Annotated in this window: 10 protein-coding genes, 6 tRNA genes and 2 rRNA genes; all 18 read left to right on the top strand. The window is 53.6% G+C overall.

Features of this window, described 5'->3' with window-relative positions:
- Window positions 1-48 precede the first annotated feature (48 nt).
- The 18 genes from HRH33_RS24275 to rpoB all read left to right on the top strand — a co-directional run bounded on the left by HRH33_RS24275 (window position 49) and on the right by rpoB (window position 14,259).
- Window positions 49-125, top strand: a tRNA-Ile gene (locus HRH33_RS24275).
- A 30-nt stretch (window positions 126-155) separates the two neighbouring features.
- Window positions 156-231 (top strand) — tRNA-Ala (locus HRH33_RS24270).
- 247 nt (window positions 232-478) lie between these two features.
- Window positions 479-3,370: ribosomal RNA gene (locus tag HRH33_RS24265) — 23S ribosomal RNA — on the top strand.
- Between the two features lie 151 nt (window positions 3,371-3,521).
- Window positions 3,522-3,637 (top strand): 5S ribosomal RNA (gene rrf / locus HRH33_RS24260).
- A 164-nt stretch (window positions 3,638-3,801) separates the two neighbouring features.
- A complete protein-coding gene (gene birA / locus HRH33_RS24255) occupies window positions 3,802-4,761 on the top strand; it encodes a bifunctional biotin--[acetyl-CoA-carboxylase] ligase/biotin operon repressor BirA (RefSeq protein ID WP_034139518.1) in 960 nt (319 codons plus the stop codon).
- Window positions 4,751-5,500, top strand: a complete 750-nt coding sequence (locus HRH33_RS24250; protein WP_034139517.1) for a pantothenate kinase — start codon at window positions 4,751-4,753, stop codon at window positions 5,498-5,500. The genes birA and HRH33_RS24250 overlap by 11 nt, the downstream gene beginning before the upstream one ends.
- A gap of 12 nt (window positions 5,501-5,512) precedes the next feature.
- Complete coding sequence (locus tag HRH33_RS24245; RefSeq protein WP_167418233.1) at window positions 5,513-5,959, top strand: hypothetical protein; 447 nt, start codon at window positions 5,513-5,515, stop codon at window positions 5,957-5,959.
- 143 nt (window positions 5,960-6,102) lie between these two features.
- Window positions 6,103-6,187, top strand: a tRNA-Tyr gene (locus HRH33_RS24240).
- Window positions 6,188-6,211: 24 nt separating this feature from the next.
- Window positions 6,212-6,285, top strand: a tRNA-Gly gene (locus HRH33_RS24235).
- 26 nt (window positions 6,286-6,311) lie between these two features.
- Window positions 6,312-6,387 (top strand) — tRNA-Thr (locus HRH33_RS24230).
- A 159-nt stretch (window positions 6,388-6,546) separates the two neighbouring features.
- A tRNA-Trp gene (locus HRH33_RS24225) sits at window positions 6,547-6,622 on the top strand.
- Between the two features lie 45 nt (window positions 6,623-6,667).
- Window positions 6,668-7,036: a preprotein translocase subunit SecE gene (gene secE, locus HRH33_RS24220; protein WP_094066833.1), complete on the top strand. Its 369-nt coding sequence runs from the start codon at window positions 6,668-6,670 to the stop codon at window positions 7,034-7,036.
- Window positions 7,037-7,045: 9 nt separating this feature from the next.
- On the top strand, window positions 7,046-7,579 hold the full coding sequence (nusG, locus tag HRH33_RS24215; RefSeq protein ID WP_003176436.1) for a transcription termination/antitermination protein NusG: 534 nt from the start codon (window positions 7,046-7,048) through the stop codon (window positions 7,577-7,579).
- 117 nt (window positions 7,580-7,696) lie between these two features.
- A complete protein-coding gene (gene rplK / locus HRH33_RS24210) occupies window positions 7,697-8,128 on the top strand; it encodes a 50S ribosomal protein L11 (protein ID WP_003176435.1) in 432 nt (143 codons plus the stop codon).
- Entirely contained in the window at window positions 8,128-8,823 is a 696-nt protein-coding gene (rplA, locus tag HRH33_RS24205) for a 50S ribosomal protein L1 (RefSeq protein ID WP_003176434.1), read from the top strand. Before rplK ends, rplA begins: the two co-directional genes overlap by 1 nt.
- A 198-nt stretch (window positions 8,824-9,021) precedes the next feature.
- Window positions 9,022-9,522: a 50S ribosomal protein L10 gene (gene rplJ, locus HRH33_RS24200; RefSeq protein ID WP_016969477.1), complete on the top strand. Its 501-nt coding sequence runs from the start codon at window positions 9,022-9,024 to the stop codon at window positions 9,520-9,522.
- A 78-nt stretch (window positions 9,523-9,600) separates the two neighbouring features.
- A complete protein-coding gene (gene rplL / locus HRH33_RS24195) occupies window positions 9,601-9,966 on the top strand; it encodes a 50S ribosomal protein L7/L12 (RefSeq protein ID WP_027617682.1) in 366 nt (121 codons plus the stop codon).
- 219 nt (window positions 9,967-10,185) lie between these two features.
- Window positions 10,186-14,259: a DNA-directed RNA polymerase subunit beta gene (gene rpoB / locus HRH33_RS24190; protein WP_034101000.1), complete on the top strand. Its 4,074-nt coding sequence runs from the start codon at window positions 10,186-10,188 to the stop codon at window positions 14,257-14,259.
- Window positions 14,260-14,315: the final 56 nt, after the last annotated feature.

Genomic DNA, 14,315 nt, shown 5'->3' with positions numbered 1-14,315 from the left:
ACGAATTGCTTGATTCATTGAAGAAGACGAAAGAAGCAGCCCGAAATTGGGTCTGTAGCTCAGTTGGTTAGAGCGCACCCCTGATAAGGGTGAGGTCGGCAGTTCGAATCTGCCCAGACCCACCAATTTTGTGTGGGAAACGCCTGTAGAAATACGGGGCCATAGCTCAGCTGGGAGAGCGCCTGCCTTGCACGCAGGAGGTCAGCGGTTCGATCCCGCTTGGCTCCACCACTACTGCTTCTGTTTGTATAAAGCTTAGAAATGAGCATTCCATCGTGTGGATGGTGAATGTTGATTTCTAGTCTTTGACTAGTTCGTTCTTTAAAAATTTGGGTATGTGATAGAAAGATAGACTGAACGTTACTTTCACTGGTAACGGATCAGGCTAAGGTAAAATTTGTGAGTTCTCTTAGTTGAGAAATTCGAATTTTCGGCGAATGTCGTCTTCACAGTATAACCAGATTGCTTGGGGTTATATGGTCAAGTGAAGAAGCGCATACGGTGGATGCCTTGGCAGTCAGAGGCGATGAAAGACGTGGTAGCCTGCGAAAAGCTTCGGGGAGTCGGCAAACAGACTTTGATCCGGAGATGTCTGAATGGGGGAACCCAGCCATCATAAGATGGTTATCTTGTACTGAATACATAGGTGCAAGAAGCGAACCAGGGGAACTGAAACATCTAAGTACCCTGAGGAAAAGAAATCAACCGAGATTCCCTTAGTAGTGGCGAGCGAACGGGGACTAGCCCTTAAGTGGCTTTGAGATTAGCGGAACGCTCTGGAAAGTGCGGCCATAGTGGGTGATAGCCCTGTACGCGAAAATCTCTTAGTCATGAAATCGAGTAGGACGGAGCACGAGAAACTTTGTCTGAATATGGGGGGACCATCCTCCAAGGCTAAATACTACTGACTGACCGATAGTGAACTAGTACCGTGAGGGAAAGGCGAAAAGAACCCCGGAGAGGGGAGTGAAATAGATCCTGAAACCGTATGCGTACAAGCAGTGGGAGCAGACTTTGTTCTGTGACTGCGTACCTTTTGTATAATGGGTCAGCGACTTATTTTCAGTGGCGAGCTTAACCGAATAGGGGAGGCGTAGCGAAAGCGAGTCTTAATAGGGCGTCTAGTCGCTGGGAATAGACCCGAAACCGGGCGATCTATCCATGGGCAGGTTGAAGGTTGGGTAACACTAACTGGAGGACCGAACCGACTACCGTTGAAAAGTTAGCGGATGACCTGTGGATCGGAGTGAAAGGCTAATCAAGCTCGGAGATAGCTGGTTCTCCTCGAAAGCTATTTAGGTAGCGCCTCATGTATCACTGTAGGGGGTAGAGCACTGTTTCGGCTAGGGGGTCATCCCGACTTACCAAACCGATGCAAACTCCGAATACCTACAAGTGCCGAGCATGGGAGACACACGGCGGGTGCTAACGTCCGTCGTGAAAAGGGAAACAACCCAGACCGTCAGCTAAGGTCCCAAAGTTATGGTTAAGTGGGAAACGATGTGGGAAGGCTTAGACAGCTAGGAGGTTGGCTTAGAAGCAGCCACCCTTTAAAGAAAGCGTAATAGCTCACTAGTCGAGTCGGCCTGCGCGGAAGATGTAACGGGGCTCAAACCATACACCGAAGCTACGGGTATCACGTAAGTGATGCGGTAGAGGAGCGTTCTGTAAGCCTGTGAAGGTGAGTTGAGAAGCTTGCTGGAGGTATCAGAAGTGCGAATGCTGACATGAGTAACGACAATGGGTGTGAAAAACACCCACGCCGAAAGACCAAGGTTTCCTGCGCAACGTTAATCGACGCAGGGTTAGTCGGTCCCTAAGGCGAGGCTGAAAAGCGTAGTCGATGGAAAACAGGTTAATATTCCTGTACTTCTGGTTATTGCGATGGAGGGACGGAGAAGGCTAGGCCAGCTTGGCGTTGGTTGTCCAAGTTTAAGGTGGTAGGCTGAGATCTTAGGTAAATCCGGGATCTTAAGGCCGAGAGCTGATGACGAGTGTTCTTTTAGAACACGAAGTGGTTGATGCCATGCTTCCAAGAAAAGCTTCTAAGCTTCAGGTAACCAGGAACCGTACCCCAAACCGACACAGGTGGTTGGGTAGAGAATACCAAGGCGCTTGAGAGAACTCGGGTGAAGGAACTAGGCAAAATGGCACCGTAACTTCGGGAGAAGGTGCGCCGGTGAGGGTGAAGGACTTGCTCCGTAAGCCCATGCCGGTCGAAGATACCAGGCCGCTGCGACTGTTTATTAAAAACACAGCACTCTGCAAACACGAAAGTGGACGTATAGGGTGTGACGCCTGCCCGGTGCCGGAAGGTTAATTGATGGGGTTAGCTAACGCGAAGCTCTTGATCGAAGCCCCGGTAAACGGCGGCCGTAACTATAACGGTCCTAAGGTAGCGAAATTCCTTGTCGGGTAAGTTCCGACCTGCACGAATGGCGTAACGATGGCGGCGCTGTCTCCACCCGAGACTCAGTGAAATTGAAATCGCTGTGAAGATGCAGTGTATCCGCGGCTAGACGGAAAGACCCCGTGAACCTTTACTATAGCTTTGCACTGGACTTTGAATTTGCTTGTGTAGGATAGGTGGGAGGCTTTGAAGCGTGGACGCCAGTCTGCGTGGAGCCATCCTTGAAATACCACCCTGGCAACTTTGAGGTTCTAACTCAGGTCCGTTATCCGGATCGAGGACAGTGTATGGTGGGTAGTTTGACTGGGGCGGTCTCCTCCTAAAGAGTAACGGAGGAGTACGAAGGTGCGCTCAGACCGGTCGGAAATCGGTCGTAGAGTATAAAGGCAAAAGCGCGCTTGACTGCGAGACAGACACGTCGAGCAGGTACGAAAGTAGGTCTTAGTGATCCGGTGGTTCTGTATGGAAGGGCCATCGCTCAACGGATAAAAGGTACTCCGGGGATAACAGGCTGATACCGCCCAAGAGTTCATATCGACGGCGGTGTTTGGCACCTCGATGTCGGCTCATCACATCCTGGGGCTGAAGCCGGTCCCAAGGGTATGGCTGTTCGCCATTTAAAGTGGTACGCGAGCTGGGTTTAGAACGTCGTGAGACAGTTCGGTCCCTATCTGCCGTGGACGTTTGAGATTTGAGAGGGGCTGCTCCTAGTACGAGAGGACCGGAGTGGACGAACCTCTGGTGTTCCGGTTGTCACGCCAGTGGCATTGCCGGGTAGCTATGTTCGGAATAGATAACCGCTGAAAGCATCTAAGCGGGAAACTAGCCTCAAGATGAGATCTCACTGGAACCTTGAGTTCCCTGAAGGGCCGTCGAAGACTACGACGTTGATAGGTTGGGTGTGTAAGCGCTGTGAGGCGTTGAGCTAACCAATACTAATTGCCCGTGAGGCTTGACCATATAACACCCAAGCAATTTGAGTCGAAAGGCCAGATTGCGGTGTGTGAAGACGCAATGAACCGAAAGTTCGATGCTCACAAAACACCGACAGCTGTCACATACCCAATTTGCTGAAGCGAGGCCAAAAGGTCACGAGTCAGTACCCGAATTTCTTGACGACCATAGAGCATTGGAACCACCTGATCCCATCCCGAACTCAGAAGTGAAACGATGCATCGCCGATGGTAGTGTGGGGTTTCCCCATGTGAGAGTAGGTCATCGTCAAGATTAAATTCCGAAACCCCAATTGCGAAAGCAGTTGGGGTTTTGTTTTGCGCGCTCGAAAAGCCGTGGGCATCATCAGCGCCGACTTCGGTGCTAAATTTTCCTCTTTCTATGCAATCACCTTGCGCATGGCTATCATGCGTGCCTCATTGTGAGGCGATACTTGCATGTTGACGTTGTTGAAGCTTCTTAAAGATGGTCGATTTCATTCGGGTGAGGATCTCGGCGCGGCCCTAGGGGTGAGTCGAAGTGCGGTGTGGAAACAGCTTCAGAGTCTAGAGGCGGAATTGAATCTGCCCATACACAAGGTTCGAGGGCGCGGATATCAGTTGGCTGAGCCGCTGTACCTGCTTGATGCTGAAGATATTGCTAAGCGTGCGCCACTCTTGGCCTGGCCTATCCATATATCCGAGTCTGTTGACTCAACCAACGCTGAAGCTCTTCGCTTGATCGGGGCTGGCCATTCAGCGCCTTTCCTTGTGCTCGCAGAACGGCAATCGGCGGGGAGAGGGCGGCGGGGGCGCAAGTGGGTGAGTCCGTTTGCACAAAATATCTATTACAGCCTAGTGCTGCGTATTGAAGGTGGGCTGCGTCAATTAGAAGGGCTTAGTCTCGCGGTTGGCTTGGCTGTCATGCAGGCCTTGCGTGATCTTGGCGTGGATAGGGCTGGTTTGAAGTGGCCGAACGACGTTCTGGTGGACGGAAAGAAGATTGCAGGTATCTTGCTGGAGTTGGTAGGTGATCCCGCAGATATCTGTCATGTAGTACTGGGGATTGGCATCAATGTGAATATGCAAGACGTGGCAGGTGTCGACCAGCAATGGACGTCCGTGCAGTTGGAGATAGGGGGGGCGGTCAACCGTAATGTTCTGGTTGCTCAGCTTGGAGTGCAGCTACAGCGCTATCTTAACTCCCATCAAGAATTTGGTTTTGTGGCTTTGCAGGAGGAATGGGAGCTGAATCATCTTTGGCAGGGGCGCTCGGTCTCTCTCGTTGCGGGTGTTAACCAAATTCACGGGCAAGTGCTAGGTATCGATAGTCGAGGGGCCTTGCGCTTGAGCGTAGCTGGCGTCGAAAAAACCTACAGTGGCGGTGAGCTAAGCCTGAGGTTGCGTGATGATTCTTGAGCTTGACTGTGGGAATAGCTTCATCAAATGGCGTGTTCTCGAGCCTATCGGTATATCAACTTATGCGGAGGGGGTTGTCGGATCGGACACGGCTTTAATTGAGGGGCTGGCAGCTGTTCCGGGTTTGATTCTGACACGTTGCCGACTAGTAAGTGTTCGTGCCGCAGAGGAGACCGATAAGCTGGTTGATACTCTAAAGCGTGTGTTCGGCATCGCTGTCTCGGTGGCGGTGTCTGCTCGGGAAATGGCTGGCGTGCGCAATGGTTATGAGGAATTTGAGCGTCTGGGCCTCGATCGATGGTTGGCAATGCTGGGGGCATTCAAGTTGGCCTCTAGGGCTTGTCTGGTACTCGACTTTGGCACTGCGGCGACAGCTGATTACATTTCGATGGGGGGCGAGCATTTGGGGGGCTTCATCTGTCCCGGGATGCCACTGATGCGGAATCAATTACGTACTCATACGCGCAAGATACGTTATGACGATATTGCTGCTGAGCGAGCCCATGAGAGCCTTTCGCCAGGACGTACGACTGTGGAGGCTGTAGAGCGTGGTTGCACATTGATGTTGAGAGGGTTCGCGTTGACGCAGCTGGAGCTTGCTCGCAGCTACTGGGGAGATGATTTTACTGTGTTTCTCACAGGGGGCGATGCAGGGTTGGTTGCTGATGATGTTCCAGGAGCCCGACTTGTCCCAGACTTGGTTTTCGTTGGATTGGCGATGGCGTGCCCCTTGCCTTGAGGTGTCTTGTCTATGCGTTGGCTGTTTCTGCTTCTGCTCGTTCTGAATGTCTTCTACTACATCTGGCATCAGCAAGAGGCGCCGTTGCGCGCCAAAGATGTTACGCCTCTTAATCTATATCGTGGCTCAGCTCAGGATATTCGACTGCTAAGTGAGTCCTCTGACGCGACCGTTCGCCGGGATCGCGCGAGGGTGCCTGAGGCGCAAGATGCCTGTTTGTATATCGGTGGATTTGCTGATCAGCGCCAGGCGCTAGCCTTGGAGCAGCGCCTCACTAGTCTGGATATAAAGGTCCAGGTCCAGTCGCTGAAGGGGGCGGATGCCTCTCGCTATTGGTTAAGAGTTGCTCCGGAAAGCCGGCGCCTGGCTGATGATCTGCCGTTTGAAAACCTTGCTAAGGAATTCAATGAGTTAAAACATAAAATAATGTTGTGCGAAGGCGTTGCAACTGCCCAATAGTTTGAATAGAATGGCGCCCGCTTCGCAGTGAAGACCTTTGAGGTCTGCAGGGTGAAGCGAAGGTCAACGCTGCTAACCTCATATTTTTAAATGAGAAAGTTGTTGACAGAAGGCTGGCATGATGTAGAATGCCGGCTCGCTTAGGAGGGGTTCCCGAGCGGCCAAAGGGATCAGACTGTAAATCTGACGTCTACGACTTCGAAGGTTCGAATCCTTCCCCCTCCACCATTTTTAGCGTGAGCTGCAAGCTCCGCGGGTATAGTTTAGTGGTAGAACCTCAGCCTTCCAAGCTGATGATGCGGGTTCGATTCCCGCTACCCGCTCCAAGTTTGCAGGTTGTGCAAAGTGTTTCGCTCTTGTAGCTCAGTTGGTAGAGCACACCCTTGGTAAGGGTGAGGTCAGCGGTTCAAATCCGCTCAAGAGCTCCATATGACAAGGCAGATATGAAAATATCTGCCTTTGTTTTAACGGCTGCCTTGGCTTGATTGTGTTGCTCCTGGCTTTGATGTTGGGTTGTCGAGTCTCTTGAGGTTGGTTGTTGTAAAGTCTTTTTCAGGTCTGCATAATGGTCGGCCTGATTTTGTTTTAGGTCAGTAGCTCAATTGGCAGAGCGACGGTCTCCAAAACCGTAGGTTGGGGGTTCGATTCCCTCCTGACCTGCCAGATTCACGTGGTGTGTCTGGCTTTCTTTTCACAGGATCTTCATAGATGACTCCTAAGGCTGAAGCTCAAAGCTCTCGTTTCGATCTCGTCAAGTGGCTGTTTGTGGTCGCTTTGGTGGTCGTAGGCGTTGTTGGCAATCAGTATTATTCTGCTTCGCCGATCCTGTACCGTGTTCTGGGTTTGCTTGCTCTTGCTGCGGTGGCTGCTTTTGTTGGTCTCCAAACTGCCAAGGGTAAGTCGTTCGCAGTTCTGGTAAAGGAAGCTCGCACCGAAATTCGTAAAGTCGTTTGGCCGACTCGCCAAGAAACCACGCAGACCACATTGATTGTTGTGGCTGTTGTTCTGGTTATGGCGTTGCTGTTGTGGGGGCTTGATTCCCTGCTCGGTTGGCTTGTTTCCTTGATTGTTGGCTAAGGGTGTCCCGTGGCTAAGCGTTGGTATGTTGTGCATGCTTACTCCGGTTACGAGAAGCATGTTATGCGCTCTTTGCTGGAGCGCGTAAAGCTTGCAGGCATGGAAGATGGCTTCGGCGAAATCCTCGTTCCCACTGAAGAAGTGGTTGAAATGCGGAATGGTCAAAAGCGCAAAAGCGAACGCAAGTTCTTCCCTGGCTATGTGCTGGTTCAGATGGACATGAATGAAGGTACTTGGCACTTGGTCAAGGACACTCCTCGTGTCATGGGTTTTATCGGCGGTACAGCTGATAAGCCTGCTCCTATCACCGATAAAGAAGCGGAAGCAATTCTGCGTCGTGTTGCTGATGGTAGCGACAAGCCTAAGCCGAAGACGTTGTTCGAGCCGGGTGAGGTTGTTCGTGTCACTGATGGTCCGTTTGCTGATTTTAACGGTACCGTCGAAGAGGTTAACTACGAAAAGAGCCGAATCCAGGTGGCAGTGCTCATTTTCGGTCGCTCTACTCCGGTAGAGTTGGAGTTCAGTCAGGTCGAGAAGGTCTAGCTGAACATGCATCCCAACCCCGCAGCCTTAGGCTGTGGGGTTTTGTCGTCACTGGGATAAACGCGCAAGTAACCGGGGAGCCTTTCGAGGCGTCTGAACCCGTAATTGGAGTGCCTCATGGCCAAGAAGATTACCGCTTACATCAAGCTGCAAGTGAAGGCCGCTCAGGCCAACCCTAGTCCACCTGTCGGTCCAGCTCTGGGTCAGCATGGCGTGAATATCATGGAATTCTGCAAGGCCTTCAACGCCCGTACCCAGGGTCTTGAGCCAGGTCTGCCGACTCCAGTGATCATCACTGTATACAGCGACCGTAGCTTCACCTTCGAAACTAAGTCGACCCCGGCTTCGGTGCTGTTGAAGAAGGCTGCTGGTCTGACTAGCGGTTCCGCTCGTCCAAACACCGTTAAGGTTGGCACCGTAACTCGTGCTCAGCTGGAAGAAATCGCGAAAACCAAAAACGCGGATCTGACTGCAGCTGATATGGATGCAGCCGTGCGTACCATCGCCGGTTCTGCTCGTAGCATGGGCCTTAACGTGGAGGGTGTGTAATGGCTAAGCTGACCAAGCGCCAAAAGGCTATCGCCGGCAAAATCGAAGCAGGCAAGTCCTACAATTTTGTAGACGCCGCCGCTCTGCTGACCGAGCTGTCGACTGTCAAGTTCAGCGAGTCCGTTGACGTTGCTGTGAACCTCGGCGTTGACCCACGTAAATCCGACCAGGTCGTCCGTAGCGCTACTGTGCTGCCACACGGCACTGGCAAGACTGTACGTGTAGCTGTCTTCACCCAGGGTCCAGCGGCTGAAGCTGCCCTGGCCGCCGGCGCTGATCGCGTTGGCATGGACGACCTGGCTGCCGAAATGAAAGGCGGCGACCTGAACTACGACGTAGTCATCGCTTCTCCTGATGCAATGCGTGTTGTTGGTCAGTTGGGTCAGATCCTGGGTCCACGTGGCCTGATGCCTAACCCAAAAGTCGGCACAGTAACTCCAGACGTAGCTACCGCGGTTAAGAACGCCAAAGCTGGTCAGGTTCGTTATCGCACCGACAAAAACGGCATCATTCACACCTCCGTTGGCAAGGTTGGCTTCGACGCCGTCAAGCTGAAGGAAAACGTTGAAGCGCTGATCGCGGATCTCAAGCGTATCAAGCCAGCTTCTTCGAAAGGCATCTATGTCAAGCGCGTTACCCTGAGCACCACTATGGGCCCAGGTCTGGTCATCGACCAAGGTTCGCTGGACGTATAAGACACAGATTGGCGCGAGAAATTGCGCCAGTTGAAAAATTGGGGTCCCTGCCTGGCGGGGGCTATCCAAGACCGTAGGCGACGCAAGTCTTAAACCACAAGCCTACGCAGATGGTGCTCCCGGTTCCTTACCGAATCAGACACCAAAACGACATCCGGCTCCGGCCAGATGAAACGGTAACAAGCAGGAGTTAAACCCGTGGCAATTAATCTCGAAGACAAGAAGGCCATCGTCGCTGAAGTCAACGAGGCTGCCAAAGCTGCTCTGTCCGCTGTCGTGGCTGATGCCCGTGGTGTGACAGTAGGCGCTATGACCGGACTCCGTAAAGAGGCTCGTGAAGCTGGCGTATACGTACGTGTTGTGCGTAATACCCTGCTAAAGCGCGCTGTTGCTGACACTGAATACAGTGTCCTCAACGACGTGTTCACCGGCCCGACTCTGATCGCGTTCTCCAAAGAGCATCCAGGCGCTGCTGCCCGTTTGTTCAAAGAGTTCGCCAAGAGTCAGGATAAGTTCGAGATCAAGGCAGCTGCGTTCGAGGGCAAGTTCCTCGCAGCTAACCAAATCGACGTACTGGCAACACTGCCGACCCGCGACGAAGCCATTTCGCAGCTGATGAGCGTGATTCAAGGCGCTACCAGCAAGCTGGCTCGTACTCTGGCCGCAGTTCGCGAGCAAAAAGAAGCAGCCGCAGCCTAAGGCTGAGCATCTTCTTTCGCGTATTTTTGTTTATTTCGATGGCCGAGTAGGCCGTCCCCCAATTCAGGAAATACAGCAATGTCTATCTCCCAAGACGATATCCTCAACGCCGTAGCTGAAATGTCGGTTCTGCAGGTTGTTGAGCTGATCAAAGCTTTCGAAGAGAAATTCGGCGTTTCCGCTGCCGCTGCTTCCGCCGGCCCAGCTGCTGCTGCTGCCGTTGTTGAAGAGCAAACCGAATTCAACGTCATGCTGACCGAAGCTGGCGAGAAGAAAGTTAACGTGATCAAGGCAGTACGTGAACTGACCGGTCTGGGCCTGAAAGAAGCCAAGGCTGTAGTTGACGGCGCTCCTGCCATGGTTCTGGAAGCTGTTGCCAAAGACGCAGCTGACAAAGCCAAAGCAGCTCTGGAAGAAGCAGGCGCTAAAGTCGAGCTGAAGTAAGCATCGACCTTGCGTCTCCAGCCCAAGCGTTAAGCTGAAGGCTGATGGCTGGTGGCTCTTGCCACCGGCCTTTTTCCGTTCTTGGCTGTCGACTCGGTCGCCGCCATTAACGCGCTGTAGCCACCCGATGCGGTGGTGCAAACCATGGGGTTTGCAAGATTTTCTGGCTGCTCCCGTCGGAGGGGCCAAACAAGCAGGTGACCAAGCTGGGGAACGCTGATGGCTTACTCATATACTGAGAAAAAACGTATCCGCAAGGACTTTAGCAAGTTGCCGGACGTCATGGATGTCCCGTACCTTCTGGCTATCCAGCTGGATTCGTATCGTGAATTCTTGCAGGCGGGAGCGACCAAAGATCAGTTCCGCGACGTGGGCCTGCATGCGGCCTTCAAATCCGTTTTCCCGATCATCAGCTACTCCGGCAATGCTGCGCTGGAGTACGTGGGTTATCGCCTGGGCGAACCGGCATTTGATGTCAAAGAATGTGTGTTGCGTGGCGTTACGTACGCCGTACCTTTGCGGGTAAAAGTCCGTCTGATCATTTTCGACAAAGAATCGTCGAACAAAGCGATCAAGGACATCAAAGAGCAAGAAGTCTACATGGGCGAAATCCCATTGATGACTGAAAACGGTACCTTCGTTATCAACGGTACCGAGCGTGTTATCGTTTCCCAGCTGCACCGTTCGCCGGGCGTGTTCTTCGACCACGACCGCGGCAAGACGCACAGCTCCGGTAAGCTCTTGTACTCTGCGCGGATCATTCCGTACCGTGGTTCGTGGTTGGACTTCGAATTCGACCCTAAAGACTGCGTGTTCGTGCGTATCGACCGTCGTCGTAAATTGCCGGCCTCGGTACTGCTGCGCGCGCTTGGCTACACCACTGAGCAAGTGCTTGATGCTTTCTACACCACCAACGTATTCAGCCTGAAGGATGAAACCCTCAAGCTGGAACTGATCGCTTCGCGTCTGCGTGGTGAAATTGCCGTTCTGGATATCCAGGATGAAAAAGGCAAGGTTATTGTTGAAGCTGGCCGTCGTATCACTGCGCGCCATATCAATCAAATCGAAAAAGCCGGTATTACAGAGCTGGAAGTGCCTCTGGACTACGTCCTGGGTCGCACTACCGCCAAGGTTATCGTTCACCCGGCCACAGGCGAAATCCTGGCTGAGTGCAACACCGAGCTGAACACCGAGATCCTGGCCAAAATCGCCAAGGCTCAGGTTGTTCGCATCGAAACCCTGTATACCAACGACATCGACTGCGGTCCGTTCATCTCCGACACACTGAAGATCGACTCCACCAGCAACCAATTGGAAGCGCTGGTCGAGATCTATCGCATGATGCGTCCTGGTGAACCACCAACCAAAGACGCTGCCGAAACCCTGTTCAACAACCTGTTCTTCAGTCCTGAGCGTTACGACCTGTCTGCGGTCGGCCGGATGAAGTTCAACCGTCGTATCGGTCGTACCGAGATCGAAGGTTCGGGCGTGCTGTGCAAGGAAGATATCGTCGCGGTACTGAAGACTCTGGTCGACATCCGTAACGGCAAAGGCATCGTCGATGACATCGACCACCTGGGTAACCGTCGTGTTCGCTGCGTAGGCGAGATGGCCGAGAACCAGTTCCGCGTTGGCCTGGTACGTGTTGAGCGTGCGGTCAAAGAGCGTCTGTCGATGGCTGAAAGCGAAGGCCTGATGCCGCAAGACCTGATCAACGCTAAGCCAGTGGCCGCAGCGGTGAAAGAGTTCTTCGGCTCCAGCCAGCTTTCGCAGTTCATGGACCAGAACAACCCGCTCTCCGAGATTACCCACAAGCGCCGTGTTTCGGCACTGGGCCCGGGCGGTCTGACTCGTGAGCGTGCTGGCTTCGAAGTTCGTGACGTACACCCTACGCACTACGGTCGTGTTTGCCCGATCGAAACGCCGGAAGGTCCGAACATCGGTCTGATCAACTCCTTGGCAGCCTATGCGCGCACCAACCAATATGGTTTCCTCGAGAGCCCATACCGTGTGGTGAAAGACGCTCTGGTCACCGACGAGATCGTGTTCCTGTCCGCAATCGAAGAAGCCGATCACGTGATCGCTCAGGCTTCGGCCACGATGAACGACAAGAAAGTTTTGATCGACGAGCTGGTAGCTGTTCGTCACTTGAACGAATTCACCGTTAAGGCGCCGGAAGACGTCACCTTGATGGACGTTTCGCCGAAGCAGGTAGTTTCGGTTGCAGCGTCTCTGATTCCGTTCCTGGAGCACGATGACGCTAACCGCGCGTTGATGGGTTCCAACATGCAGCGTCAGGCTGTACCAACCCTGCGCGCTGACAAGCCGCTGGTAGGTACCGGCATGGAGCGCAACGTAGCGCGTGACTCCGGCGTTTGCGTCGTGGCTCGTCGTGGCGGTGTAATCGATTCCGTTGATGCTAGCCGTATCGTGGTTCGTGTTGCCGATGACGAAGTTGAAACTGGCGAAGCCGGTGTCGACATCTACAACCTGACCAAATATACCCGTTCGAACCAGAACACCTGCATCAACCAGCGTCCGCTGGTGAGCAAGGGTGATCGCGTTCAGCGTAGCGACATCATGGCTGACGGCCCGTCCACCGACATGGGTGAGCTGGCTCTGGGTCAGAACATGCGCATCGCCTTCATGGCGTGGAACGGCTTCAACTTCGAAGACTCCATCTGCCTGTCCGAGCGTGTTGTTCAAGAAGATCGCTTCACCACGATCCACATTCAGGAACTGACCTGTGTGGCGCGTGACACAAAGCTTGGGCCAGAGGAAATCACTGCAGACATTCCGAACGTGGGTGAGGCTGCACTGAACAAGCTGGACGAAGCCGGTATCGTTTATGTAGGTGCTGAAGTTGGCGCAGGCGACATTCTGGTTGGTAAGGTTACTCCGAAAGGCGAGACCCAACTGACGCCAGAAGAGAAACTGCTGCGTGCCATCTTCGGTGAAAAAGCCAGCGACGTTAAAGACACCTCCCTGCGCGTACCTACCGGTACCAAGGGTACTGTCATCGACGTACAGGTCTTCACCCGTGACGGCGTTGAGCGTGATGCTCGTGCTCTGTCCATCGAGAAGACCCAGCTCGACGAGATCCGTAAGGATCTGAACGAAGAGTTCCGTATCGTTGAAGGCGCGACCTTCGAACGTCTGCGCTCCGCTTTGGTAGGCCACAAGGCTGAAGGCGGTGCAGGTCTGAAGAAAGGTCAAGACATCACTGATGAAGTCCTCGACGGTCTTGAGCACGGCCAGTGGTTCAAACTGCGCATGGCTGAAGATGCTTTGAACGAGCAGCTCGAGAAGGCCCAGGCCTACATCGTTGATCGCCGCCGTCTGCTGGATGACAAGTTCGAAGATAAGAAGCGCAAACTGCAGCAGGGCGATGACCTGGCTCCAGGCGTGCTGAAAATCGTCAAGGTTTACCTGGCAATCCGCCGCCGCATCCAGCCGGGCGACAAGATGGCCGGTCGTCACGGTAACAAAGGTGTGGTCTCCGTGATCATGCCGGTTGAAGACATGCCGCACGATGCCAATGGCACCCCGGTCGATGTGGTCCTCAACCCGCTGGGCGTACCTTCGCGTATGAACGTTGGTCAGATCCTCGAAACTCACCTGGGCCTCGCGGCTAAAGGTCTGGGCGAGAAGATCAACCGTATGATCGAAGAGCAGCGCAAGGTTGCTGACCTGCGTAAGTTCTTGCACGAGATCTACAACGAGATCGGCGGTCGCAACGAAGAGCTGGACACCTTCTCCGACCAGGAAATCCTGGATCTGGCGAAGAACCTGCGCGGCGGCGTGCCGATGGCCACACCTGTGTTCGACGGTGCCAAGGAAAGCGAAATCAAGGCCATGCTGAAACTGGCTGACCTGCCGGAAAGTGGCCAGATGCAGCTGTTCGACGGCCGTACCGGCAACAAATTCGAGCGCCCGGTTACAGTCGGCTACATGTACATGCTGAAGCTGAACCACTTGGTAGACGACAAGATGCACGCCCGTTCTACCGGATCGTACAGCCTCGTTACCCAGCAGCCGCTGGGTGGTAAGGCTCAGTTCGGTGGTCAGCGTTTCGGGGAGATGGAGGTCTGGGCACTGGAAGCATACGGTGCTGCTTACACTCTGCAAGAAATGCTCACAGTGAAGTCGGACGATGTGAACGGTCGGACCAAGATGTACAAAAACATCGTGGACGGCGATCACCGTATGGAGCCGGGCATGCCCGAGTCCTTCAACGTGTTGATCAAAGAAATTCGTTCCCTCGGCATCGATATCGATCTGGAAACCGAATAACACGTGACGCGAATCGAGAGCGTGGCAGTGATGCCCGCTCTCTGCTCCGCCAGGAG

Source organism: Pseudomonas rhodesiae, from assembly GCF_013285305.1.
Classification (GTDB): Bacteria; Pseudomonadota; Gammaproteobacteria; order Pseudomonadales; family Pseudomonadaceae; genus Aquipseudomonas; species Aquipseudomonas rhodesiae.
The sequence above is the reverse complement of the archived record's forward strand: the minus strand, read 5'-3'. Positions and strand labels throughout refer to the sequence as shown.

What these genes read in the sequence shown, in the direction of transcription:
- birA (WP_034139518.1), top strand. Translation starts at nt 3,802, where the DNA reads ATGTTGACGTTGTTGAAGCTTCTTAAAGATGGTCGATTTCATTCGGGT.
- HRH33_RS24250 (WP_034139517.1), top strand. Translation starts at nt 4,751, where the DNA reads ATGATTCTTGAGCTTGACTGTGGGAATAGCTTCATCAAATGGCGTGTT.
- HRH33_RS24245 (WP_167418233.1), top strand. Translation starts at nt 5,513, where the DNA reads ATGCGTTGGCTGTTTCTGCTTCTGCTCGTTCTGAATGTCTTCTACTAC.
- secE (WP_094066833.1), top strand. Translation starts at nt 6,668, where the DNA reads ATGACTCCTAAGGCTGAAGCTCAAAGCTCTCGTTTCGATCTCGTCAAG.
- rplK (WP_003176435.1), top strand. Translation starts at nt 7,697, where the DNA reads ATGGCCAAGAAGATTACCGCTTACATCAAGCTGCAAGTGAAGGCCGCT.
- rplA (WP_003176434.1), top strand. Translation starts at nt 8,128, where the DNA reads ATGGCTAAGCTGACCAAGCGCCAAAAGGCTATCGCCGGCAAAATCGAA.
- rplL (WP_027617682.1), top strand. Translation starts at nt 9,601, where the DNA reads ATGTCTATCTCCCAAGACGATATCCTCAACGCCGTAGCTGAAATGTCG.
- rpoB (WP_034101000.1), top strand. Translation starts at nt 10,186, where the DNA reads ATGGCTTACTCATATACTGAGAAAAAACGTATCCGCAAGGACTTTAGC.